General features: G+C 66.2%; 26 protein-coding genes. 9 read left to right on the top strand and 17 right to left on the bottom strand.

What is annotated here, in order from left to right; genetic code table 11:
• The 13 genes from gspD to gpmA all read right to left on the bottom strand — a co-directional run.
• Positions 1–2,129 (bottom strand): type II secretion system secretin GspD (gene gspD, locus V7778_RS01160; protein WP_335551524.1); only part of this gene is annotated, 2,129 nt, incomplete at its 3' end.
• Positions 2,129–2,902: a type II secretion system protein N gene (gspN, locus tag V7778_RS01155; protein ID WP_335551523.1), complete on the bottom strand. Its 774-nt coding sequence runs from the start codon at positions 2,900–2,902 to the stop codon at positions 2,129–2,131. The genes gspD and gspN, both read right to left, overlap by 1 nt.
• Positions 2,899–3,417: a type II secretion system protein GspM gene (gspM, locus tag V7778_RS01150; RefSeq protein ID WP_335551522.1), complete on the bottom strand. Its 519-nt coding sequence runs from the start codon at positions 3,415–3,417 to the stop codon at positions 2,899–2,901. The genes gspN and gspM overlap by 4 nt, the downstream gene beginning before the upstream one ends.
• Positions 3,414–4,622: a type II secretion system protein GspL gene (gene gspL, locus V7778_RS01145; RefSeq protein ID WP_335551521.1), complete on the bottom strand. Its 1,209-nt coding sequence runs from the start codon at positions 4,620–4,622 to the stop codon at positions 3,414–3,416. Before gspL ends, gspM begins: the two co-directional genes overlap by 4 nt.
• Positions 4,623–4,638: 16 nt before the next feature.
• Positions 4,639–5,625, bottom strand: a complete 987-nt coding sequence (gene gspK, locus V7778_RS01140) for a type II secretion system minor pseudopilin GspK (RefSeq protein WP_335551520.1) — start codon at positions 5,623–5,625, stop codon at positions 4,639–4,641.
• Positions 5,625–6,287, bottom strand: coding sequence for a PulJ/GspJ family protein (locus tag V7778_RS01135; RefSeq protein ID WP_335551519.1), 663 nt, complete (start codon positions 6,285–6,287; stop codon positions 5,625–5,627). Before V7778_RS01135 ends, gspK begins: the two co-directional genes overlap by 1 nt.
• Positions 6,288–6,295: 8 nt before the next feature.
• Positions 6,296–6,676 carry a type II secretion system minor pseudopilin GspI gene (gene gspI, locus V7778_RS01130; RefSeq protein ID WP_442920676.1) on the bottom strand — a complete coding sequence of 127 codons (381 nt, stop codon included), beginning with the start codon at positions 6,674–6,676 and terminating at the stop codon, positions 6,296–6,298.
• 2 nt (positions 6,677–6,678) lie between these two features.
• Positions 6,679–7,185 carry a type II secretion system minor pseudopilin GspH gene (gene gspH, locus V7778_RS01125; protein ID WP_335551517.1) on the bottom strand — a complete coding sequence of 169 codons (507 nt, stop codon included), beginning with the start codon at positions 7,183–7,185 and terminating at the stop codon, positions 6,679–6,681.
• A 9-nt stretch (positions 7,186–7,194) separates the two neighbouring features.
• A complete protein-coding gene (gspG, locus tag V7778_RS01120; RefSeq protein ID WP_211522244.1) occupies positions 7,195–7,632 on the bottom strand; it encodes a type II secretion system major pseudopilin GspG in 438 nt (145 codons plus the stop codon).
• Between the two features lie 174 nt (positions 7,633–7,806).
• Positions 7,807–8,559 (bottom strand): HesA/MoeB/ThiF family protein, encoded by a 753-nt coding sequence (locus V7778_RS01115; protein WP_335551516.1) that lies wholly within the window; start codon positions 8,557–8,559, stop codon positions 7,807–7,809.
• A gap of 171 nt (positions 8,560–8,730) precedes the next feature.
• Positions 8,731–10,206 (bottom strand): S41 family peptidase, encoded by a 1,476-nt coding sequence (locus V7778_RS01110; protein WP_335551515.1) that lies wholly within the window; start codon positions 10,204–10,206, stop codon positions 8,731–8,733.
• 8 nt (positions 10,207–10,214) lie between these two features.
• The gene (locus V7778_RS01105) at positions 10,215–11,642 is read right to left on the bottom strand and encodes a murein hydrolase activator EnvC family protein (protein ID WP_335551514.1); all 1,428 of its coding nucleotides are present in this window, start codon (positions 11,640–11,642) and stop codon (positions 10,215–10,217) included.
• Between the two features lie 10 nt (positions 11,643–11,652).
• The gene (gpmA, locus tag V7778_RS01100) at positions 11,653–12,399 is read right to left on the bottom strand and encodes a 2,3-diphosphoglycerate-dependent phosphoglycerate mutase (RefSeq protein WP_335551513.1); all 747 of its coding nucleotides are present in this window, start codon (positions 12,397–12,399) and stop codon (positions 11,653–11,655) included.
• Between the two features lie 88 nt (positions 12,400–12,487).
• On the opposite strand from gpmA, the gene V7778_RS01095 reads away from it, so the two are divergent.
• The 5 genes from V7778_RS01095 to V7778_RS01075 all read left to right on the top strand — a co-directional run bounded on the left by V7778_RS01095 (position 12,488) and on the right by V7778_RS01075 (position 15,391).
• Positions 12,488–12,889: a rhodanese-like domain-containing protein gene (locus tag V7778_RS01095; RefSeq protein WP_335551512.1), complete on the top strand. Its 402-nt coding sequence runs from the start codon at positions 12,488–12,490 to the stop codon at positions 12,887–12,889.
• Between the two features lie 22 nt (positions 12,890–12,911).
• Positions 12,912–13,175, top strand: a complete 264-nt coding sequence (grxC, locus tag V7778_RS01090; RefSeq protein WP_335551511.1) for a glutaredoxin 3 — start codon at positions 12,912–12,914, stop codon at positions 13,173–13,175.
• A gap of 179 nt (positions 13,176–13,354) precedes the next feature.
• Positions 13,355–13,813, top strand: a complete 459-nt coding sequence (gene secB, locus V7778_RS01085; protein ID WP_211522251.1) for a protein-export chaperone SecB — start codon at positions 13,355–13,357, stop codon at positions 13,811–13,813.
• 106 nt (positions 13,814–13,919) lie between these two features.
• Entirely contained in the window at positions 13,920–14,333 is a 414-nt protein-coding gene (locus tag V7778_RS01080) for an SH3 domain-containing protein (RefSeq protein WP_335551510.1), read from the top strand.
• 17 nt (positions 14,334–14,350) lie between these two features.
• Positions 14,351–15,391 (top strand): NAD(P)H-dependent glycerol-3-phosphate dehydrogenase, encoded by a 1,041-nt coding sequence (locus V7778_RS01075; RefSeq protein WP_335551509.1) that lies wholly within the window; start codon positions 14,351–14,353, stop codon positions 15,389–15,391.
• Positions 15,392–15,548: 157 nt separating this feature from the next.
• Here the strand turns inward: V7778_RS01075 and V7778_RS01070 are convergent, their stop codons facing one another.
• The 4 genes from V7778_RS01070 to mscL are packed head-to-tail and all read right to left on the bottom strand — an operon-like array spanning position 15,549 to position 18,265.
• The gene (locus V7778_RS01070) at positions 15,549–15,923 is read right to left on the bottom strand and encodes a cupin domain-containing protein (protein ID WP_335551508.1); all 375 of its coding nucleotides are present in this window, start codon (positions 15,921–15,923) and stop codon (positions 15,549–15,551) included.
• 14 nt (positions 15,924–15,937) lie between these two features.
• Positions 15,938–16,630: a DUF2461 domain-containing protein gene (locus tag V7778_RS01065; protein WP_335551507.1), complete on the bottom strand. Its 693-nt coding sequence runs from the start codon at positions 16,628–16,630 to the stop codon at positions 15,938–15,940.
• Between the two features lie 19 nt (positions 16,631–16,649).
• The gene (locus V7778_RS01060) at positions 16,650–17,840 is read right to left on the bottom strand and encodes a Do family serine endopeptidase (RefSeq protein ID WP_335551506.1); all 1,191 of its coding nucleotides are present in this window, start codon (positions 17,838–17,840) and stop codon (positions 16,650–16,652) included.
• 5 nt (positions 17,841–17,845) lie between these two features.
• The gene (gene mscL, locus V7778_RS01055; protein ID WP_335551505.1) at positions 17,846–18,265 is read right to left on the bottom strand and encodes a large conductance mechanosensitive channel protein MscL; all 420 of its coding nucleotides are present in this window, start codon (positions 18,263–18,265) and stop codon (positions 17,846–17,848) included.
• A gap of 230 nt (positions 18,266–18,495) precedes the next feature.
• Here mscL and petA point away from each other — a divergent pair, with 230 nt between their 5' ends.
• From petA to V7778_RS01035, 4 genes are all read left to right on the top strand, one after another.
• Positions 18,496–19,110: a ubiquinol-cytochrome c reductase iron-sulfur subunit gene (gene petA, locus V7778_RS01050; protein WP_211522104.1), complete on the top strand. Its 615-nt coding sequence runs from the start codon at positions 18,496–18,498 to the stop codon at positions 19,108–19,110.
• A gap of 3 nt (positions 19,111–19,113) precedes the next feature.
• On the top strand, positions 19,114–20,523 hold the full coding sequence (locus tag V7778_RS01045; protein WP_335551504.1) for a cytochrome b: 1,410 nt from the start codon (positions 19,114–19,116) through the stop codon (positions 20,521–20,523).
• Positions 20,524–20,550: 27 nt separating this feature from the next.
• Positions 20,551–21,312, top strand: coding sequence for a cytochrome c1 (locus tag V7778_RS01040; protein ID WP_335551503.1), 762 nt, complete (start codon positions 20,551–20,553; stop codon positions 21,310–21,312).
• Positions 21,313–21,408: 96 nt separating this feature from the next.
• Positions 21,409–22,020, top strand: coding sequence for a glutathione S-transferase N-terminal domain-containing protein (locus V7778_RS01035; RefSeq protein WP_211522107.1), 612 nt, complete (start codon positions 21,409–21,411; stop codon positions 22,018–22,020).
• Positions 22,021–22,093 lie beyond the last annotated feature (73 nt).

Genomic DNA, 22,093 nt, shown 5'->3' with positions numbered 1-22,093 from the left:
GGCAGCACCGGCGCGCCCAGTTCGCGCAGCAGCGGCGAGCTTTCCGGCTGGCCGATCGCGCCGGCGGCGCGCATGTATTCGTAGCGGTCCATCGCGAGCGAGTTCGAGGATTCCTTGCTGCGCACCACGACCGGGCGCAGGAAGACCATCAGGTTGGTCTTCACGCGGGTGCGGGTGCGGTACTTGAACAGGTTGCCCAGCACCGGGATGTCGCCCAGGCCGCGTACTTTTTCCTCGCCGTCGCCCTCGGTGTCCTCGATCAGGCCGCCGAGCACGATGATCTGGCCGTCGTCGGCCAGCACGTTGCTTTCGATCGCGCGCACGTTGGTGGTCAGGCCCGACGCCAGGTTGCGGGTCGAATTGTCCACGCTCGAGTTCTCGTGGTAGATGGCCATCTTGATCGTGCCGCCTTCCGAAATCTGCGGACGGACCTTGAGCAGCAGGCCCACGTCCTTGCGGTCGACGGTCTGGAACGGATTGCCGCCGCCGGTGGTGGTGTTGGTCGCGTACGAGCCGGTAATGATCGGCACGTTCTGGCCGACCTTGATCGACGCCAGTTCGTTGTCCAGCGTGATCATGTTCGGTGTGGACAAGATGTTGGCGTTGCCGTCGCTTTCAAGGGCGCGCGCCACGGCGCCCAGACCGAGCTGGCCGCCCACCTGGCGGAACAGGCCGACCGACAGGCCGCCCGGCAGGGTCGGGATCGAGGTGCCGGAGAAGCCCTGGCTGGCCGCCGCGGCCAGGTTGACGATGTTGTTGGTCTGGTTGCCGCCGGTGAAGGACTGCAGGCCGCCGACGCGGTATTTGCTGTCGCTGTCGCCCGAAGCGCCGACCCACTGCACGCCGAACTCGGAAGCCTTGTTCGAGTTCACCTCGACCACCAGGGCCTCGATGTAGACCTGGGCGCGGCGCACGTCGAGCTGGTCGATGACCGAGCGCAGGTTACGGTAGACCGCGTCCGGCGCGGTGATGATCAGGCTGTTGGTCGAGATATCGGCCTGGATGAAGCCCGAGCCGGTTCCCCCGCCGGCGGCGCCACCGCCGCCAAGCTGGCCCTGCTGGCCGTAGCTGCCGCCGCCGCCGACCGCGCTCACGGTCTGCTGGCTCTGCGCGCCTTGCTGGCCGCCCAGTCCGCCGGCGCCGCCCTGGCTGCCGGCCTGGATCGAGCCGCCCGAGGTGCCCTGCTGCTGCTGCGGCACCGCCGAGGCGTCCTGCGAGACCACGGCGCGCAGGGTCTGGGCCACGCGGCTGGCGTCGGCGTTCTTGAGGTAGACGACGTGGATGTTGCCCTGGCTGGTGGTGGCCTGGTCGAGGCGCGCGATCAGGCTCTTGGCCAGGTTGGCGCGCGCCTGCGACGGTGCGCGGATCACCACCGAGTTGGTGCGCGGGTCGGCCAGCACGGTCACGCGGCCGGAGTCGCCGCCGGCGGCCGGTTCCATCAGGCGGGTGACCAGGGTGGCGACGTCGCTGGCGATGGCGTTGCGGATCGGGATCACGTCGAGGTCGGCCGCCACCGGCGCGTCGAGCGCGGCGATGATCTTGGCCAGGCGGCGCAGGTTGTCGGCGTAGTCGGTGACGACCAGGGTATTGTTGCCGGGGTTCGCCATGATCGAGTTGTTCGGCGAAATCAGCGGGCGCAGCACGGCCGTGAGGTTGGCGGCCGATTCGTAGTTCAAGTAGAACACCTGGGTCGCGATCTGGTCGCCGGTGGCGCGGCTGGCGCGCACCCCGCCCACCTGGGTCGGCGAGGACTGCAGCTTGGCTTCCGCTTCCGGCACCACCTTGGCGTAGCCATCGCCGCTGGTGACCACCGCGAAGCCCTGCAGGCGCAGAGCCGAGGTGAGCAAGCCGAAGGCCTGGGTCTTGCTGAGCGACTTCTCGGATTGCAGGGTGATCGTGCCCTTGACCCGGGGGTCGACGATGAAGGTCATGCCGGTGTAGTGGCCGATCGCCTTGATCACCGACTCGATGTCGGCATTGACGAAGCTCAAGGCGGCGGCATTCGCGCCCTCCTGAGCCAGAACCGGCAGCGGCACGGCCGTGGTCGCGGCGAAGCAGCACAGCATGGCGCCGGCGGCAAGGCGGCGCAGGGCCGGGATGGCGAAGGTGGTACGGGTAGTTGTTTTCATTATCTGAACTCGAGTGCGATTACGTTTTTGCCGTTCACCATGCGGCGCTGGCCCAGCAGGTTCAACATATTCCCCAGCGTCTCTTCGTAGCCGTCGGCGGCCGAGGCCTGCCCGGAAAAGCGCAGACGTCCATTTTGCAACATTCCCGAGCCCGTCAGCAGCAAAGCGCCGCGTACGGTGCGCAGGTTCAAATCCGCTTGCGGACCGCGCCAGTCCATCGCCATTTCGTAGCTGCCGAGCGGCTTGACGGGCGACATGCGCGAGCCCATGTCGGCCAGCGACAGCACCGTGCGGCCCTGGACCTTCATCATGTTTTCCTGGCGCAGCAGGTCGAGCTTGTTCCAGGTGAGCTTGATCGCGCCGCTCAAGGCCAGCGTGTTCAGTGGCGCGCCGAGGCCGGCCAGGCCGTCGGCCGGCAGCAGCAGTTCGCCGGGACTGACCTGCCACTGCGACCAGCTGCCTTCGAGCCGTACCGGCTGGCTCAGGGCTTGCGGGTTCTCCAGTTCCATGCTGACGTGGCCGAACAGCACCAGGGGCGACAGCTTCCAGGCAAAGCGTCCCGGCAGCAGCGGCGTCACCGCTCCGCCCTGGCCCGGCGCCCCGCCCACGAAGGCCGAGCCGCGCCACAGCGTACCCTGCGCATCCCCCAGAGTCAAACGACCGCCCGTCTGTTTTTCGACCATGGGACCGAGCCAGGCGGCGGGCAGGAACACGAGAATCGTGGCCAGCACCGCCAGCAGCACCAGCGCACCCCAGGCAAGCGTGCGCCTCATGGAGCGGGCGCGCTGCCCTGGCGCAAGGTCAGGGTGGCGTCGACCTGTCCCAGGGCTTCCTTGGCGGTGAACACGCCGTCCTGCACCAGCACCCGGTTCTCGCGCCGCTGGGCGTCGAGCCAGGCCATCAGGTTGGCGTAGGACACGCCGTCGAACTGGGCCTTGGCGTATTCGCCGGTGAGGGTGAGCGAGGCCGCGGTAAGGCCGCGCGTGGCCAGGCTGGCCGTCAGGCCTTCGCGCGTCATCGGGGTCACCGGCACCGCCGGCTGGGCGCTCAGGGACTGGGCCTCGGCGGCCAGGGCCTGCATCTGGGCCGCCTGCTGGCGCTGCTCGGGCAGCGAACGGCGCAGCTGCTCGCGCCCGGTCAGGGCCGGGTCGATGAACAGCAGGTAGACCAGGGCCAGCACGGCCACGCCTGCACCGATGGCGAGAAACTTGCGCTCCTGGTCGGTGCGGGCGAGCCAGTAGGCGAGCGCGCGCTCGCGCAATGCGACGATCTGGGCGGCGATACTCATGGCGTGACTCCCGTGCTGCGGATGATCCAGGTGGCCGGGGCCGATTCCTCCAGGCTCAGGTTGCGTGCCGACAGCGCGGTTTTCATTTGCGCGGTCACCGATGGGTCGATGGTGTCCGGTTTGACGCGCACGGTGAGCGCGCGTTCGCGGAACTCGATTGACGCAATGCCGGGCTGGCGCGCGAGCGTGCGGGTCGCTTCGCCCACGGCGCCGGCCAGCCAGTGGAATTCGTCCGGGGCGATCTGGCCGCTGCCGGCCTTGGCGCGCGCGATGTTCTGGCGCATCTGGGCCACCGGGTCGATCGCCGGCGTGTTCGGGTAGACCGAGCGGAAGGTCTGGTTGATCTGGGCGCGCACCGCGTCGGCTTCGCCCTTGAGGCGCAGCCATTCGACGTTCAGGCCGATGATGTTGACCAGCACCGCCAGCAGTGCCAGGCGGATCGGCCAGCGCCAGCGGCTCCAGTCGCGCTGGGCCACGCCGGCCGCGCCCAGGCCCGGCACCAGGTCCATCGTGCTGCTCTTCGATCCCGCGATCCAGTGCGCCCATTCCTCGCTCTCGAGGCTGATGCCGGGGCCGGCCTCGGCCAGCAGCGCCTGGTACTCGCCCAATTGATCGTGGGGCACGTAGAGCACCAGCGGGGCGTCGCCCGACAGCGCGCGCGCCGTCTGCAGGGTGGCGGCGGGATTGCCGTCCATGGCCAGGCCCAGGCCTTCGTACTGGCTCTGGCGCAGGATCAGTTCGCCGTTGCCGATGGCGGCGCTGACGCTGCCCGGCTGCAGCGGCAGGCAGAGCGGCGCGGGCAGCGCGGACACGGCGCGTGCGCCCTGCGCCAGCAGGGTCTTGACCAGCGGTTCGAACCAGTCGCGCTGGACCACCGCCACCGGGCGGCGGCCGTCGGCCAGCGGCGGACCGGCGACCAGCACGCAGTCGAGCGGATCGCCCAGGATGTGTTCTTCGACCAGGGCCGGGAGCGCCGCGCGCAGGCGGGCGCCGGTCAGCGGCGGGGCCTCGACCGGGAGCACGGTGACGTCGGCGCCGGCCAGCACCAGCACCACGCGGCGGCTGGCCGCGACCACGTCGCCCAGGTTGCGCAGCGGCCCTTCGCCCTGCTGTTCGATGGCGCCGCTGTCGGCCACCAATGCGAACCGGCACAGCGCGCCCTCGCCTTCCGCCCGGGACGGGTGCCGTATATAAAGAGTAGTCAAACTGTCTCGCTTTCTTCTAGTTTTGGCGGGTCCAGACCACCTTGGTGCCTCCGCCGATGATCCCCTCGCGGCTGATCAAGGACTCGGCGTTCAATGCCGCCCGGTCGAGCCGGATACGGCTCTGCACCAGGAAATAATTACTTTGCACACTAATCGCGTCCTCCGGCTGGCTCCCTGCCTTCAGCTCGCTCTGGAATTGCACGATGTCGCGCCAGGGCGCGCGCTTGCGCTTCTCGACCAGCACGTTGGCTTCGGACAGCGAATAACCCGGCAGCACCGCCGCCAGCACCTCGGCCGGGGCCGTGTTCACGTTCACCTGCGTCTGTTGCGGCAACACCGTCAGGAAGGGACGCAGCTTCTGCATCACCTCCGGCGTGAAGCCGGGCAGGACCATCAGGTCGTCGACCCGCAGCACCGGCATCGGCGTGCCGGGGATCGGGCTCTGCACGGGCGCCGCTTTCGTCGTTCCGCCCTGCTCCTGGCCCGGTTCCTCGGGCAGCACCGGCACCGACTGTCCCGCCGCGACCAGCTGCGCCGCGCGCTCGGCCAGCCGGCCGTCGATGCGCAGGTTGGTCAGCAGGCGGTTGAAGATGAACTGCTGCTCCTTGCTGACGATCTTGTCCTTGGCCAGGTTGGTCAGATTGTAACGCGACGTGGCATCGATAATGTTACCCGAGAGGGAGGCGTCGAAATTTTCGCCCTCGATCCGCTCGCGCTCGATGTACTGGTCGAGACGGGTCTCGGCCAGGGGCGTGGCCCAGACCTGGTCGAGCGAGGTGTAGGGCCCCGTATAGTTACTCTGGCGCAGTACGACGCTCGACCAGTCGAGGGCGCCGCGCAGGATCCACTTGGTCTGCAGTTGCAGGCGCTGGTTTTCCATCGAGCGCACCTGGACCTGCTGCTGCCAGAACAGGCTGGCCACGATCGACACGGCCAGGGTGGTCAGCAGGAGCGCGGTGACGACCGCCACGCCGCGCTGGCGTTTTGGATGGGAAAGGCGCATCAGGTGCCTCCCAGCAGGAAGGACTTGAGCATGGGCGCGGCCAGGTTGCGCACGGTGAGCGCGACCAGTATCCCGGTGGGCTCGCTGGTGCCGCCGGCGTTCGGCTGGATCAGCGGCGGCTGCCCTTGCTGCTGCAGCGGATTGCCGACGATCCGGGCGGGGTCGGTGCGCCAGGCATTGTTCTGCCAGGCCTGGATCTGCATGCCCAGCACGCCGGTCTGCAGCGCCACCGGCGGCGAGTTCTGGGCCGGCGCATCCGAGGAGATCGACTCCCACAGCTGTTCGAGCTGGACCAGGTCGCGCGTGCCGGGCGACTCACGGCGCAGCAGCTGGCCGCCGGCGATACGGTAGGACACGACCTGCAGGCGCGAGGCTTCGTTCTCGACGAAGACCTTGCGCACCAGGGTCAGGCGGTCGGCATCCCATTGCAGGTAAGGGCGGCGGCCCAGCACGTCGCTGCCGGCCAGGTGCTCGCAATCGCTCTGCATCTGGGCGAACGCGAGCTGCATGCCGCGCGTGGTTTCCATCTGCTCGGTCAGGATGATGCGTCCGCGCACGATGCCGTCCAGGCCGCGCCAGCCGAGCACGGCCACGATGGCCAGGATCGAGATGGCCACCAGCAGTTCGACCAGGGTGAAACCGGCCCGAGCGTCCCGGTTCATCGAGCGGTTCATAGCGGAGACGGCCTCAGGACCAGTTGGACCAGTTTGACAATGCGGCGGCCCGGATTGTCGGCGTCGAACACCGAGACTTCGATGCGGCGCAAGAGCGGGTTGGGACTGGTGAACACTTCTTCTTCGCAGATGAGGTTCAAGTCGCCTTGCGGGCAGGGAAAGCTGCGCCGGCCGATCTCGGGGAATTCGCGCCCGATGCGGATCTGCACCAGGCGGTTCTCGGCCGACCAGGTCGCCATCATCGAGGCGCGCAGGTCCGAGCTGTTGGCGGTCAGGCTGCCGACGGCGCGCAGGCCGGCCGTCAGCGCGGTGCCGACGATGACCAGCGCCACCAGCACTTCGAGCAGGGTGAACCCTCGGGGAAGTCGTGGCCGCATGCTCATTCGACGGTGAAGTGGCCGACGCCGTCGGCGCGGATCGCGACCCGGTTCTCGCCGGTCGCCATGGTCAGCAGGAAGGGCTTGTCGACCGGCTCGCGCCCGAAGGTAATGCGCAGCACGTCGTTGTTGCCGCTGGCGCCGGCCGGTTCGAGCACCAGCTGCAGGGGAGCGTTCTTGAAGCTGCGTTCGCGCAGCAGGTCGTCCTTGGTGACGGGTTCCCAGCCGGTGTCGTTGCGCACCATGAAGCGGTAGCGTTCGCCATTGGCCTCGAAGGCCACCAGGCGGTTGCGCACGATGGCTTCGTCACGCGCCAGCTGGAGCAGCAGGGCGAGGCGCTGGGCTTCCTCCTGCAGGTCCTGGCGCGGACTCGGCATGGCCTTCAGCGAGGCCAGGCCCAGGGTGATGCCGATGATGACCAGCACCACCAGCAGCTCCACCAGGGTGAAGCCGCGCGCCGGGGTCCGGGACGGAGCGCCGTGATCCTGGCGCGGTCGCTGGGCCGGCATGGGAAAGATTTATTCCCAGGATCCGACGTCGGCATCCTCGCCGGTGCCGCCCGGCTGGCCGTCCGCGCCCAGCGAGAACACGTCGATTTCGCCGTGGATGCCCGGCGACAGGTATTGGTAGGCATTGCCCCACGGATCCTTCGGCAGCTTCTCGATGTAGCCGCCGGACTTCCAGCCGTTGGCGGCCGGGCCCGAAGTCGGCTTGGTGATCAAGGCGTTCAGGCCCTGCTCGGTGGTCGGATAGCGCTGGTTGTCCAGCTTGTAGAGCTTGAGGGCCTGCATCATGGTGGCGATGTCGACCTTGGCGGCGGTCACGCGCGATTCGCCGGTGCGGCCCAGCAGCTTGGGCACGACCAGGGCGCCGAGGATGCCGATGATGACCACGACGACCATGATCTCGACCAGGGTAAAGCCACGCTGGAGGCCGCGGCGCTGCTTGCGTTGCATGTCAATGTGCATAACGTGTAGGTAAATGAGCTTGGCAGTGAATCGTTAGAAGCAGACCAGTATAAGCCCGAAACATGACAAATTCGCTTAGGACGGACTTACTGTTCCCAGAATAGCAAACAAGGCTGCAATTGTAAGGCAGCCGGCCGGGCACTGTATCGCTAAATCGTGCGCTCAGGCATGAGTCGAACAGACTGGGCAATTCGGATCATGCGCGACCCCGATGCTGGTCCATTCCATGCCCCGGCCGTCGAGCAGCAGCAGGCGCCCGGCCAGCGGCTGGCCGATGCCCGCCACGAGCTTCATGGCCTCGGCCGCCTGCATGGCGCCGACCACGCCGACCAGGGGCGCGAACACGCCCATGGTGCTGCAGGCCACGTCCTCGTAGCGGCTGTCCTCGGGGAACAGGCAGGCGTAGCAGGGCGCGCCCGGGCGGCGCGGGTCGAACACCGACAGCTGGCCGTCGAAACGGATCACGGCGCCCGACACCAGCGGCACGCCCGCCGCCACGCAGGCGCGGTTGACGGCATGGCGGGTGGCGAAGTTGTCGCTGCAGTCCAGTACGACCGTGGCGGAGCGGGCAAGTTCCAGCAGGCGTCCTGGACCGGCCCGTTCGCGCAGGGCGGTCACCTCGATCTCGGGGTTGATGGCCAGCAGGGCTGCGCGGCCGGACTCGGCCTTGGGCTGGCCGATGCGGGCGCTGGTGTGCATGACCTGGCGCTGCAGGTTGGTGAGGTCGACCGCATCGTCGTCGACCAGGGTGATGCGGCCGACGCCGCCGGAGGCAAGGTACAGCGCCGCGGGGGAACCCAGGCCGCCGGCGCCGATGATGACCGCGTGGGCCTGCAGCAGTTTTTCCTGGCCTTCGATGCCGATTTCGTCGAGCAGGATGTGGCGGGAGTAGCGCAGGAGCTGGGTGTCGTTCATGGGGTGCTGTTGGGGTTACGGGTGCCTCATGCGAACTTGGGTCCCCGCCTGCGCGGGGATGACGTGCTGGAGAAGCGGGCCGATTGATACTTTACCTATGGCCACTACTCTCAAGACCGTCATCCCCGCGCAGGCGGGGACCCAAGTTGTTATACCTTCGCGCAGCGCTAATTATTTTTTGGGCGGCGCCTTGAGTTCCGGCGGCTTCTGCTCCGCCCCCGGCAGCGGCTGCGGCGCCGGCTTGTCGCGGTTGTCTTCGGTCTTGGCCAGCTGCACCGGCAAGCCCTTGAAGTGGTTGATCGCCTGCGCCAGCTGGAAGTCGTCCTTGCCGCCGAACTCGAGCGGCTTGCGGTCTTTCAGCAGGGCCAGGGCGCGCTTCTGCTGTTCCAGGCTCTCGTTCTTCGCGGCAGTTGCTTGCGCGCCCTTCTTTTCGTTCTCGCCCGCCAGGTGGCGCTGCAAATCGGCCTCGCGCACGCGCAAGGCATTCAGCATGTCGCCTTCGGCCGTCTCGTGCACCCGCATGTCGGGCACGATGCCGGTGGCCTGGATCGGACGGCCCTTCGGCGTGTAGTAGCGCGCCGTGGTCAGCTTGATCGCCGTATCGGCCGAGAGCTGGCGCAGGGTCTGCACCGAGCCCTTGCCGAAGGTCTGGCTGCCCATCACGATGGCGCGCTTGTAGTCCTGCAGGGCGCCGGCCACGATCTCGGAGGCCGAGGCCGAGCCGCCGTTGACCAGCACCACCATCGGCACCGTCTTCAATGCCGCCGGCAGGCCGGCCAGCGGGTCGCCGCGCTGGGCATAGAATTCACGGCGGCCATAATAGGCCGTGTTCGAATCGGACAATTGCCCCTTGGTCGAGACGATCACCTGGTCCGGCTTGGGCAGGAAGGCCGCCGACACGCCGATCGCGCCCGGCAGCAAGCCGCCGGGGTCGTTGCGCAGGTCCAGCACCAGGCCCTTGATCTCGGGGTTTTCGGCGAACAGGGCCTTGGATTTCTTGGCCAGTTCGTCCAGGGTGTTTTCCTGGAACTGGCTCACGCGCAGCCAGGCATAGCCAGGCTCGATCAGTTTCGCCTTGACGCTCTGGACATTGATCTGTTCGCGCGCGACCGGCACCACCCAGGGCTGGTCTTCGCCGGGGCGGGCGATGGTGAGGGTGACCTTGCTGCCGACCTTGCCGCGCATGCGCTTGATGGCTTCGTCGACCGACATGTTGCGCACCGGGACGTTATCGATGCGTGTGATCAGGTCGCCCGCCTTGATGCCGGCCTTGTGCGCGGGGGTATCCTCGATCGGGGACACGATCTTGATGTAGCCGTCTTCGCTGGCGATTTCCACGCCCACGCCGACGAACTTGCCCTGCACGCTTTCGCGCATCTCGCGGAAGGCTTTCTGGTCGAGGTAGACCGAATGCGGGTCGAGCGAGGCGACCATGCCGCCGATGGCTTCGGACAGCAGCCTCTTGTCCTCGACCGGTTCGACGTAGTCGGTCTTGATCAGGCCGTAGACGTCGGCCAGCTGGCGCAGCTCGTCGAGCGGCAGCGGCGCGCCGGTCTTCTGTGCGTAGGCCGAGAACTGGAAGGACGCGGCCACGCCGGCCACCATGCCCAGTCCGATCAGCCCGAAGTTCTTCGCTTTCTTGCCCATGTTTGCCCCTAGAATTTGACCCAGCTTGCCGGGTCGAAGGCCTTGCCGCGATGCCTGAGCTCAAAGTATAGCCCCGATTCCTCGTTACCGCCGGTATTGCCCGCGCTCGCGATGGCCTCGCCCGGACGCACCATGTCGCCGGCGCGTTTCAGGAGGGATTGGTTGTTTCCGTAGATCGACAGGTACTCGCCGCCGTGGTCGATGATGATCAGGTTGCCGAAGCCCCGCATCCAGTCCGAATACACGACCCGGCCCTGGGCCACGGCGCGCACCTCGGCCCCTTCGGCGGCCTTGATGAACATGCCCTTCCAGGTCGGCCCGTCGCCGCGGCGCGAGCCGAAGCGGGCCGCCACGGCGCCACTGACCGGCGCGCCCAGGCGTCCGCGCAGCGAGGCGAAGGCGCCGGCCGGCGCGGCCGGAGCCAGGCTGACTTCGGGCGGCGGCGGCGCGGTCGGTTTCGGCTGCTCGGCCACTTTCGGCGGTTCCGGTTCGGGCACCGGTTCTGGCCTGGTGACAGGCTTGGTGCCGTTCTTCCTGGCCTCTTCGCGCGCCAAGCGTTCGCGCTCGGCCTTCTCGGCCGCGGCCTTGGCGCGCGCCAGGGCCCGCTCTCTGGCCTCGGCTTCCGCCTTGGCTTTCGCCGCGGCGAGCGCGGCCTGGCGGCGCCGCTCGGCCTCGGCCTGCTCGCGGATCAGGCGGGTCAGGCGGTCGACCAGGCCGCTCATGCGCTGCTCGTCGCGCTGCAGGCGGTCGGCCTGCTTGCGCTGGTCGGCCAGGCGGCTCGACAGGGTCTGCAGCAGCGCGGCGCGGCGCGCCTTTTCCTTTTCCAGCAGCGCCTTCTGGTCGCGCTGCTCCTGGGCGATCTCTTCCAGCTCCTGCTGGGCGTTCTCGACCTTGTCGCGGTTGGCCTCGACCTGGGCCAGGTTGTCGCGCAGCGAACCCAGCAGGCGTGCCTGGGCCTGCGAGACATAGCCCATCAGCTGCATGTCGCGCGCGATCCGGTTCGGGTTGTCGCCGCTCAGCAGCAGCTTGATCCGGTCTTCGTTGCCGGCCACGTAGTGCTCGCGCAGCATCCTGGACAACTGTTTCTTTTGGACAGCAATTGTCTGGGCCAGCCTTTCCTGTTCGGCCGCGATATCCTGCAGGCGCGTATTGGTCTCGGACTGTTCGCCCGCCAGGTCGCGCAGGGCGCGGTTGGCGTCGGAAATGGCGGCCTCGGACTCCGCCAGGGTGTCGGCGGCGTCTTCCTTCTGGTCCTCGGTGCGGCTGATCTCGCGCTTGATCGCGGCCAGCTTCTGCTGGATACCGGCGCGCTGCTTCTCCGCGCTCAGCTTCTGGCGGCTGCGTTCGGTCTGGCGCTGGGCCAGCGCATCGGGGGACAGGGCAAGGCCCAGGAGCGCGCAAAGGAGCGCGCTCCCGAGGAACTTCGTGGTTGGCAAACGCAAGACCTTACTTCGCCTTCCCTTGGTTGGCCACGGCCGCCATGGCGGCGGCGATCGCTTCCTGGTCGCCCAGGTAGTAGTGCTTGATCGGCTTCAGCTCGGCGTCCAGCTCATACACCAGCGGCTGGCCGTTCGGGATGTTCAGGCCGACGATGTCGGTGTCGCTGATGTTGTCCAGCATCTTGATGATGGCGCGCAGGCTGTTGCCGTGGGCCGAGATCAGGATGTTCTTGCCGGCGCGGATGGCCGGGGCGATTTCCTCGTCCCAGGCCGGCATCACGCGCGCCACGGTGTCCTTCAGGCATTCGGTCAGCGGGATCTGGGACTGGTCGAGGCCGGCGTAGCGCGGATCGCCGAAGGAGGTGCGGTCGTCGCCCGCTTCCAGCGCCGGCGGCGGGGTGTCGTAGCTGCGGCGCCAGACCAGCACCTGCTCGTCGCCGAACTTGGCGGCGGTTTCCGCCTTGTCCAGGCCCTGCAGGGCGCCGTAGTGGCGCTCGTTCAGGCGCCAGTCGTTCTTGATCGGCAGGTACATCATGTCCATCTCGTCCAGCGCCAGCCACAGGGTGCGGATCGCGCGCTTGAGCACGGAGGTGTAGGCGATGTCGAAGGTGAAGCCGGCCTCCTTGAGAACGCGGCCGGCGGCTTTCGCTTCGGCAATACCTTTTTCGGTCAGGTCGACGTCGGTCCAGCCGGTGAAGCGGTTTTCCAGGTTCCAGGTGGATTCGCCATGGCGCATGAATACGATTTTGTACATAAGCTGATCTTCGAAAAAAGAGTGGTTAGATATCCGGTCCGGCTTCTATTTTATAATGCGCCGATTCAGTTCAACCATTGGAAGCCTTGTGAATTTCATTCTCGATAATATCTTCGTCGTAGCGATCGCCGTGATTTCGGGCGGCGCCCTGCTCTGGCCGGCCCTGGCGCCGCGTGGTAAACGCGTGTCGCCGCTGCAGGCCACGCAGATGATCAACCGCGGCAAGACCCTCGTGCTGGACGTGAGGAGCGCCGACGAGTTCGCGGCCGGCCACGTGCGCGACGCCAAACACGTTCCGCTGGCAGACTTGGCCAATCGACTCGGCGAGCTGGAGAAGTCCAAGAGCCGTCCCGTCGTCATCGTGGACCAGAACGGTTCCCGTGCCGACAAGGCGGCGCGCCAGCTTGCCGCCGCCGGCTTCGAGGACGCGCATGCGCTCGAGGGCGGCCTGGCGGCATGGAGCGCGGCCGGCTTGCCGCTGACCAAATAAACCTGTTCAGGAAGGAAGCATCATGACCGCACACGTCGTTCTTTACCATACCGCCGCCTGCCCGTATTGCGTCCGCGCCGAGCGCCTGCTCGAAGCCAAGGGCGTGAAAGACATCGAACGCATCCGCGTCGATCTCGATCCGGAGCAGCGCCAGATCATGATGCAGCGCACGGGGCGCCGCACCGTGCCGCAGATCTACGTGGGCGAGACCCATGTGGGCGGTTTCGACGATTTGTATGCGCTCGACCAGGCGGGGCGGCTGGATCCGATGCTCAAGGGCGAATGATGGTGGATGGGCGGCGAAGCCGCCCACCCTACGGGCCATGACGCCGGTATGGACACGGGTTTACAACGTGCCGGCAAACCGCTATTGCATCCAAATTGATTTTGATACAATTGTGATCGCGTTTGACCAATGCACCCTGAACGGACGACCGTTCTTCACAATTTCAACGAAAGCGTTCCATGTCTGACGAAAATCTGCAACCAGTATTCCAAATCCAACGCGTCTACCTGAAAGACATGTCGCTGGAGCAACCGAACTCGCCGGGCATCTTCCTGGAGCAGGAAGCCCCGAGCATCGAAGTCTCGCTGGACGTCGGCGCTGAAAGCATCGCCGAAGGCATCTACGAGTCGACCGTGACCATCACCGTCACCGCCAAGCTCAAGGACAAGGTCGCCTTCCTGGTCGAAGGCAAGCAGGCTGGCATCTTCGAAGCCCGCAACATCCCGGCCGAGCAGATGGATCCGCTGCTGGGCATCGGCTGCCCGAACATCATCTACCCGTACCTGCGCGCCAACATCGCCGACGTGATCAGCCGCGCCGGTTTCCCGCCGGTCCACCTGGCCGAGATCAACTTCGAAGCCTTCTACCAGCAGCGCCAGGCCGCCATGGCCCAGGCTGCCGCCGCACCGGCACAATAAGCTGTTCTCCCGCGGGCGCCGCGCTGTGCGGCGCCCGCTCCTGCCTCACGACGCGGTTCACGTAACACCCAGGCCCGCCATGATCTATTCCCGACTTCTTGCAGGCATGCTCCTCATGGCAGCCTCGAGTGCGTTCGCCGTCGATTTCAAGACGGTCGGCGCGCCCATGGCCATCCTGTACGACACCCCTTCCGCCAAGGGCAACAAGCTGTACGTGGCGCCCGCCGGCATGCCGGTCCAGGTCATGCTCAGCTATGGCGAGTGGGTCAAGGTGCGCGACATGAACGGCGACGTGGCCTGGACCCAGTCCAAGGGCCTGTCCGCCCGCCGCAACGTGCTGGTGCGCGTGCCGGGAGCACGCGTCTTCACCGAGCCCAGCGACACCTCCCAGGTCCTGATGACCGCGGACAAGGGTGTGCTGCTCGAACTGGTCGATCCGAACGCCGTCACCTGGGCGCGCGTGCGCCACCGGGACGGCATCGTCGGCTACATCAAGGCTTCCGACATCTGGGGCCTGTGATTCCTTCCTAGGATTCCATGCAACACGACAAACACCCCTCCAAGATCACCATCCTCGGCGCCGGCGCCTGGGGCACCGCGGTCGCGATCGCGCTCGCCGCGCGCCACGACGTGCTGCTGTGGGGCCGCAACCCGCAGCAGATGCGCGACACCGAGGCCGCGCGCGAAAACGCCTACCTGCCGGGCCACCCGCTGCCGGCTTCCCTGCGCGTGGGCAGCGACTTCGAGGCCGCGCTGGCGCACGTGATCGACGCACGCCCGGACGAGGCGCCGCTCCTGATCGCGGCCTGCCCGGTGGCCGGCCTGCGCCCGCTGCTGGAACAGCTGCGCGGCCGCGCGGTCCCGAACGTGGTTTGGCTGTGCAAGGGCTTCGAGGCCGGCACCGGCCTGCTGCCGCACCAGGTGATGGCCGAGGTGCTGGGCGCTCAGGGGGAACATCCTGTCCCCGGCGCCGCCCTGTCCGGCCCCTCCTTCGCCCAGGAAGTGGCGCGCGGCCTGCCCTGCGCGCTGTCGGTGGCCTCCGAGTCGGCCGAGCTGCGCGAGCGTGTGGTGGCCGCGGTCCACGGCGGCAACCTGCGCGTCTACGCCTGCGACGACCTGGTGGGCGTCGAGGTCGGCGGCGCGGTCAAGAACGTGATGGCGATCGCCACCGGCACGGCCGACGGCCTGGGCATGGGGCTGAACGCACGCGCCGCCCTCATCACCCGCGGGCTGGCCGAGATCACCCGCCTGGGCGTGGCGCTGGGGGCGCAGCCGGGCACCTTCATGGGGCTGACGGGAATGGGCGATTTGATCCTGACCTGCACCGGCGACCTGTCGCGCAACCGGCGCGTGGGGCTGGCGCTGGCCCAGGGCAAGGCGCTGGATACCATCGTGGCCGAGCTGGGGCATGTGGCCGAAGGCGTGCCGTGTGCGAAGTCGGTGCGCGAGCTGGCGCACAGGATGGGGGTGGAGATGCCGATTACGGAGGCGGTGGCCGGGGTGCTGTTCGATGGGGTCGCGGCGACCGAGATGGCGGCGCGGTTGCTGGCGCGGGATCCGAGGGTGGAACTCGCTTAATGTTTAAGCTGTTGGCTGCTCGGGCAAACTTGGGTCCCCGCCTGCGCGGGGATGACGTCTGAGGGCAGCAGGCCAGCGCAAATGTTGTGGCACGCACCTTGTAAACGTCATCCCCGCGCAGGCGGGGACCCAAGTTTCTCAGCGCACCAACAACGTATCAGCTCGCCGCCCCGCGCGGATCATTGGTCGGCCCACCCGTCCTGACGGGCCCCATCAAGATCGTCATCAGCGCCACCGCGTCCTTCACGGCGCGAATCGTATGCGGCTCCCCGCCCGCCAGATACACCATCTCGTTCGGCTTGAGCGCCGTGGTGCGCCCGTGCGCATCGACCGCGAGCTCGCCTTCGAGGCAGAGGATGGTCACCTCCCCTTCCACGCGGTGCTCGGGGATCGGCCGTTCCTTCGGCACCACCAGGCGCATCAGTTCCATGTGCTCGGTCTTGACCAGGGCCACGGACGTGAAATGGGCGATGTCGTCGTCTCCGCGCTCCAGCGCGATCCGCTCCCCCGATACTGCGTGTTGCAAGGCCATGTCGCCCTCCTTCCCTATGACTCGTCGATGTTCTCCGGCACTCCGCGCAGCCAGGTCACCAGCGCGAAGGCATCCTTGAATCCGCTTGCCAGCTGCGGCACCAGCTTGTCCGGCTCGTTCACGGCCAGGTCCACCTCGATCCACACGAAAAAGCTTTTCAGCTTGAGGTAGTCGACCAGCGGATGCTCCGGATCGAAACCCTTCGGCGGCCGCTGCAGCTTGCCCTCGTCGTGGCGCAGGTCGCCGTAGGTGGCGCGGAGATGCTTATTCTTCAACATTTTGGCGAAACCCGGCGCATCGTTGACCACGTGCTGGCGGATCGCCTTCAGGCGCGCCGCCGGCGGGATGTATTCTCCCGCGCCGAACAGCAGCTTGCCGTTGCGCTCGATGTGGAAGTAATAGGTCGGCCCGGCGCCGTCGCTCGGCTTGCGCTTGTTGTTGGGCGCGATCCCGGCCGCGAAGTGGGTCTTATAGGGCGTCTTGTCCTTGGCGAAGCGGGTGTCGCGCTGGAAGCGGAACACCGCCTTCTTCGGATCGCAGGCGGCGATCGCCTTGTCGAACTTCGCCATTTCGCGGATCAGCTCGGTGACCGTCTCCACGAATTCGGTACGCAGGATGTCGTAGCGCGGCTTGTTCCACAGGAACCAGGGGCGGTTGTTGTTCTCGCTGAGTTCGTTCAGGTATTGCGTCAGGTCACGCAGGTGCATGGAGTGTCGGGAAAAAAATTCAGGGAACCTGGCGCGGGCGGCGGCCCACCGTCACGCCGAGGGTGGACTCGCGGCTCTTGCGCAGGATGGTCATCTGGGCCTTGGAGCCGGGAGCGAGCTGGGCGATCAGGTTGAGCATGTCGTTGGTCGAGCCCACCGGCTTGCCGCCCACCGCCACCAGGATGTCGCCCGGCTGGATGCCGGCGCGGTCGGCCGGCCCGCCGCGCACCACGCCGGCGATGATCGCGCCGCTCGAGCGCGCCAGGCCGAAGCTGTCGGCCAGCTCGGGCGTGATGTCCTGGGACTCGATGCCGATCCAGCCGCGCACCACCTGGCCATGCTTGACGATGGAGTCGAGCACGGTCTTGGCGGTGGACACGGGTATCGCGAAGCCGATGCCGACCGAGCCGCCGGTCTGGGAATAGATCGCGGAATTGATGCCCAGCAGGTGCCCATTGGTATCGACGAGGGCCCCGCCCGAGTTGCCGAAGTTGATCGCGGCGTCGGTCTGGATGAAATTTTCGAAGTGATTGATGTGCAGGTTGTTGCGGCCCAGCGCGGAAATGATGCCCAGGGTGACGGTCTGGCCGACGCCGAAGGGATTGCCGATGGCCAGCACCACGTCGCCCACACGCGCCTGCTCGGGGTCGCCCAGCACCATCACCGGCAGGTCGCGCGCGGCGATGCGGATCACGGCCAGGTCGGTTTCCGGGTCGAGGCCGACGATGCGCGCCGCCACCTTGCGCCCGTCCGCCAGGCCGACCTCGATGGCGTCGGCGCCCTCGACCACGTGGTTATTGGTCAGGATATAGCCGTCGGCGCTGACGATCACGCCCGAGCCCAGGCTGGCCAACTGCTCTTCCGGCGGCATGCGGTCGCCGAAGAAGCGGCGGAAGAATGGATCCTTCAGCAGCGGATGGGCCTGGCGCGTGGCCTTGCTGGTGAAGATGTTGACGACCGTGGGCATGGCCCTGGCGGCCGCTTCCCGGTAGCTGCCGCCGGGCGCACGCGGCGGCGCCTGCAGCATGGGTACCGGTTTGCCGGGGCTGCCCACGCTGACCGGCTCGGGTTTTTCTTCCAGCCAGGCCGGCCTGAAGGCCGCCACCACGAGGTAGACAGCGAGCGCGACGGTGACCGCCTGGGCGAACAGCATCCACAGGCGCTTGAAGACGCTTGTGCGCGGCACCACGGGAAGTTCGCCGTCTTTCATACGCCTTAGCGCCTTAAGGAATCGCGGATCTCGCGCAGCAGCAGGATTTCTTCGGCCGTCTGGGCCGGCGTGGGCGAGGCTTCCGGGGCGGGGCCGCGCAGGCGGTTGATCATCTTGACCATCTGGAAGATGACGAATGCCAGGAGGATAAAGTTGAGCAATATAGTCAAGAAGTTACCATATGCCAACACTGCACCTGCCTTCTTGGCCTCCACCAGTGGTAAGTTATAGGCTTGGCCATTGAGCGGAAGGTAATAACTGGCGAAATCGAGGCCGCCGAACAGTTTGCCGATCGGCGGCATGATGATGTCCTGCACCAGCGAATCGACAATCTTGCCGAAGGCGCCGCCGATGATGACACCCACGGCCAGGTCGACCACATTGCCGCGCATCGCAAATGTCTTGAACTCTTTCATCATCCCCATTGGAGCATCCCTTCATTGTTGTTGAGACAAGCGATTGCATGATACCGCAAGCCTTCGGCGAACGGACGCCGCACCCCTGTTGTCATAGTGCGGCTGGCACGGGCGTTTCGTGGAACTGTGTACCGTTGATAATTTTTTTCCAATCGGTATTGCCATTCACATATAATTTTGTGTTGCTGGAAGCTCTTTATTGATTCTTTAGTTTCGTATTTTCACGGAGTGGGGTTGGTATGAGTAATGAGAAGCAGGTCGATCCAGGCCGCCGAGGCTTGCTGGTCGCAACATGTGCGGCTGGCGGCGTAGTAGGTGTATCCACGGCGGGAGCCCTGGTGAGCACCTTCCAGCCATCCGAGCGCGCGAAAGCCGCAGGGGCACCGGTGGAGGTCGATATTTCCGACGTCAAGCCGGGTGAAATGAAAGTGGTGGAATGGCGCGGCAAGCCGGTCTGGATCTTGCGCCGTACGCCGGAAATGATGGCCACCCTCACCAAGGTCGAAGGCGAACTCGCCGATCCGGCCTCCGAGAAGGTATTCCAGCTGCCGATGCCGGAATACGCCAAGAATCCATATCGCGCGCGCGCCGAGCACAAGGAAGTGCTGGTCACCGTGGGCATCTGCTCGCACCTGGGCTGTTCGCCCTCGTCGCGCCTGAGCTCGGGCCCGCAGCCGAACCTGCCGGACAACTGGCCGGGCGGCTTCCTCTGCCCTTGCCACGGTTCGACCTTCGACCTGTCGGCACGCGTATTCCAGAACAAGCCGGCGCCGACCAACATGGACGTGCCGCCGTATATGTACCTCTCCGATAACAAGCTGATCATCGGCAAAGACGAGAAAGGCGAGGCATAAAAAATGGCATTCAAGGAGACAAAGCTTCCCGCAAGCGCACCGGCCGGCCACAAGGCCCTGGCCTGGGTGGACGACCGCTTCCCGCTCTCGAAGCTGTGGAACGACCAATGGGGCAAGTATTACGCGCCCAAGAATTTCAATACCTGGTATCTGTTCGGCTCGCTGGCCATGCTGGTGCTGGTGCTGCAGATCGTCACCGGTATCTTCCTGACCATGCACTACAAGCCCGACGCCAACCTGGCGTTCGGCTCGGTCGAATACATCATGCGCGAAGTGCCCTGGGGCTGGCTGGTGCGCTACATGCACTCGACCGGCGCATCGGCCTTCTTCATCGTGGTCTACCTGCACATGGCGCGCGCGCTGATGTACGGTTCCTACCGCAAGCCGCGCGAACTGATCTGGCTGTTCGGCTTCGCGATCTTCCTGTGCCTGATGGCGGAAGCCTTCTTCGGCTACCTGCTGCCATGGGGCCAGATGTCGTACTGGGGCGCCCAGGTGATCGTCAACCTGTTCGGTGCGATCCCGGTCATCGGTCCTGACCTGTCGCTGTGGATCCGCGGCGACTACGTGGTGTCGGACGCGACCCTGAACCGCTTCTTCGCCTTCCACGTCATCGCCCTGCCGCTGGTGCTGCTGGGCCTGGTTGCCGCCCACCTGATCGCGCTGCACGAAGTCGGCTCGAACAACCCGGACGGCATCGAAGTGAAGGAAAACCTGGGCCCGGACGGCCATCCGGTGGACAGCATCCCGTCGCATCCCTACTACACCGTCAAGGACATCTACGGCGTGGCCGTGTTCCTGCTGCTGTTCTCGGCCGTGGTGTTCTTCGCGCCTGAAATGGGCGGCTACTTCCTGGAATACAACAACTTCCTGCCGGCCGACTCGATGAAGACCCCGCCGCATATCGCGCCGACCTGGTACTTCACGCCGTTCTACTCGGTGCTGCGCGCCACGACCGCCGACTTCATGTACGTGCTGATGGCCGCGATCGCCGCCTACGTCGTGTTCATCTGGCTCAAGTCGCGCCTGGCCTACCGCACCAAGATCATCATCGCCGTGATCGGCCTGGTGATGATCGTCGGCATGCTGCCGCAGGTGCTGGAAGCGAAGTTCTGGGGCGTGGTCCTGTTCGGCACCTCGGTCGTGATCCTGGCCTTCCTGCCATGGCTCGACCACTCGCCGGCCAAGTCGCTGCGCTACCGCCCGAGCTGGCACAGCACCCTGTACATCGTGTTCGCGGTCGTCTTCGTGACCCTGGGCTACCTGGGCACCCAGCTGCCGACCCCGGCCTTCACGATCATCTCGCAAGTGTGCACCCTGGCCTACTTTGCGTTCTTCCTGCTGATGCCCTGGTGGAGCACCATGGGCGCATTCAAGCCGGTGCCTACCCGCGTGAGCTATGCGGCGCACTGATCGACATCAAGAGCACAAGGACATCACATGAAATTTGCGAAGAAACTGATGGCGGTCCTGGCCCTGGTGCCGGGACTGGTATTCGCCGCGGAAGGCGGCTTTCCGCTGGAACCCGCGCCTGAGCGCCACGAGCTGACGTCGCTGCAGAACGGCGCCAAGCTGTTCGTCAACTACTGCCTGAACTGCCACTCGGCCTCGGCGATGCGCTACAACCGCCTGCGCGACCTGGGCTTGACCGAAGAGCAGATCAAGAACAACCTGCTGTTCTCGCAGGACAAGGTGGGCGGCATGATGACGACGGCCCTGCGCCCGGACGACGCGAAAGCCTGGTTCGGCGCGGTGCCGCCGGACCTGTCGGTGATCGCGCGCGCCAAGTCCTCGCCGGCCGGCACGGGCGCCGACTACCTGTACACCTACCTGCGCACCTTCTACAAGGACGACACCCGCCCGACCGGCTGGAACAACATGGTGGTGCCGAACGTGGCGATGCCGCACGTGATGTGGCAGCTCCAAGGTGTGCGCACGGCCAAGTTCGTCGAGGAAAAAGACCCGCATGATGCCAGCAAGATGATCCACAAGTTCGCCGGCTTCGAACAAGTGGCGCCGGGCAGCATGAGCAGCCGCGACTTCGACGCCGCGACCGCCGACCTGGTGGCCTACCTGAGCTGGATGGCCGAGCCGGCCCAGGAACAGCGCAAGCGCCTGGGCGTGATCGTGCTGCTGTTCATGTCGGTCTTCGCTTTCCTGGCCTGGCGTTTGAAGGCATCGTACTGGAAAGAAGTGAAGTAATTCGCTTTCATTGCCCGGTTGGCTATAATACGGGCAATCATTTTTCGGGGTGAGACGCTTTGCGCTCACCCTTTGTTTCTTAAGGAACGATAAACCATGATGGTTCTCTACTCCGGCACCACGTGCCCGTTCTCCCAACGCTGCCGCCTGGTCCTGTTCGAAAAGGGCATGGACTTCGAGGTGCGCGACGTCGACCTGTTCAACAAGCCGGAAGACATCTCGACCATGAACCCCTACGGCCAGGTCCCGATCCTGGTCGAGCGCGAACTGATCCTGTACGAATCGAACATCATCAACGAATACATCGACGAGCGCTTCCCGCACCCGCAGCTGATGCCGGCCGACCCGCTGATGCGCGCGCGCGCCCGCCTGATGCTGTTCAACTTCGAGAAAGAACTGTTCGTCCACGTGCACACGCTGGAAAGCGAGCGCAACAAGACCAACGACAAGAACCACGACAAGGCTAGAGCCGAAATCCGCGACCGCCTGACCACCCTGGCGCCGCTGTTCCTGAAGAACAAGTATATGCTGGGCGACGAGTTCTCGATGCTGGACGTCGCGATCGCTCCGCTGCTGTGGCGCCTGGACCACTACGGCATCGAGCTGTCGAAGACCGCGGCCCCGCTGATGAAATACGCCGAGCGCATCTTCTCGCGTCCGGCCTACATCGAGGCGCTGACCCCGTCCGAGAAGGTGATGCGCCGCTAATGGCGTGGCGGGAGGCATGGTTCCTCCCGCGTCCTTCGCCCGATACGCGCCGGAAACCGGACGCCCGCAGAGG

This window comes from Massilia sp. DD77 (genome assembly GCF_036961685.1).
Taxonomy (GTDB): Bacteria; Pseudomonadota; Gammaproteobacteria; order Burkholderiales; family Burkholderiaceae_D; genus Telluria.
Note: the sequence above shows the minus strand (reverse complement) of the source record. Positions and strands in the feature narration are given on the sequence as shown.

Coding starts and splice junctions, on each gene's coding strand:
- gspN (WP_335551523.1), bottom strand. CDS start 2,902: ATGAGGCGCACGCTTGCCTGGGGTGCGCTGGTGCTGCTGGCGGTGCTG.
- gspM (WP_335551522.1), bottom strand. CDS start 3,417: ATGAGTATCGCCGCCCAGATCGTCGCATTGCGCGAGCGCGCGCTCGCC.
- gspK (WP_335551520.1), bottom strand. CDS start 5,625: ATGCGCCTTTCCCATCCAAAACGCCAGCGCGGCGTGGCGGTCGTCACC.
- V7778_RS01135 (WP_335551519.1), bottom strand. CDS start 6,287: ATGAACCGGGACGCTCGGGCCGGTTTCACCCTGGTCGAACTGCTGGTG.
- gspI (WP_442920676.1), bottom strand. CDS start 6,676: ATGCGGCCACGACTTCCCCGAGGGTTCACCCTGCTCGAAGTGCTGGTG.
- gspH (WP_335551517.1), bottom strand. CDS start 7,185: ATGCCGGCCCAGCGACCGCGCCAGGATCACGGCGCTCCGTCCCGGACC.
- gspG (WP_211522244.1), bottom strand. CDS start 7,632: ATGCAACGCAAGCAGCGCCGCGGCCTCCAGCGTGGCTTTACCCTGGTC.
- V7778_RS01115 (WP_335551516.1), bottom strand. CDS start 8,559: ATGAACGACACCCAGCTCCTGCGCTACTCCCGCCACATCCTGCTCGAC.
- V7778_RS01110 (WP_335551515.1), bottom strand. CDS start 10,206: ATGGGCAAGAAAGCGAAGAACTTCGGGCTGATCGGACTGGGCATGGTG.
- gpmA (WP_335551513.1), bottom strand. CDS start 12,399: ATGTACAAAATCGTATTCATGCGCCATGGCGAATCCACCTGGAACCTG.
- grxC (WP_335551511.1), top strand. CDS start 12,912: ATGACCGCACACGTCGTTCTTTACCATACCGCCGCCTGCCCGTATTGC.
- secB (WP_211522251.1), top strand. CDS start 13,355: ATGTCTGACGAAAATCTGCAACCAGTATTCCAAATCCAACGCGTCTAC.
- V7778_RS01080 (WP_335551510.1), top strand. CDS start 13,920: ATGCTCCTCATGGCAGCCTCGAGTGCGTTCGCCGTCGATTTCAAGACG.
- V7778_RS01075 (WP_335551509.1), top strand. CDS start 14,351: ATGCAACACGACAAACACCCCTCCAAGATCACCATCCTCGGCGCCGGC.
- V7778_RS01070 (WP_335551508.1), bottom strand. CDS start 15,923: ATGGCCTTGCAACACGCAGTATCGGGGGAGCGGATCGCGCTGGAGCGC.
- V7778_RS01065 (WP_335551507.1), bottom strand. CDS start 16,630: ATGCACCTGCGTGACCTGACGCAATACCTGAACGAACTCAGCGAGAAC.
- V7778_RS01060 (WP_335551506.1), bottom strand. CDS start 17,840: ATGAAAGACGGCGAACTTCCCGTGGTGCCGCGCACAAGCGTCTTCAAG.
- mscL (WP_335551505.1), bottom strand. CDS start 18,265: ATGGGGATGATGAAAGAGTTCAAGACATTTGCGATGCGCGGCAATGTG.
- petA (WP_211522104.1), top strand. CDS start 18,496: ATGAGTAATGAGAAGCAGGTCGATCCAGGCCGCCGAGGCTTGCTGGTC.
- V7778_RS01045 (WP_335551504.1), top strand. CDS start 19,114: ATGGCATTCAAGGAGACAAAGCTTCCCGCAAGCGCACCGGCCGGCCAC.
- V7778_RS01040 (WP_335551503.1), top strand. CDS start 20,551: ATGAAATTTGCGAAGAAACTGATGGCGGTCCTGGCCCTGGTGCCGGGA.
- V7778_RS01035 (WP_211522107.1), top strand. CDS start 21,409: ATGATGGTTCTCTACTCCGGCACCACGTGCCCGTTCTCCCAACGCTGC.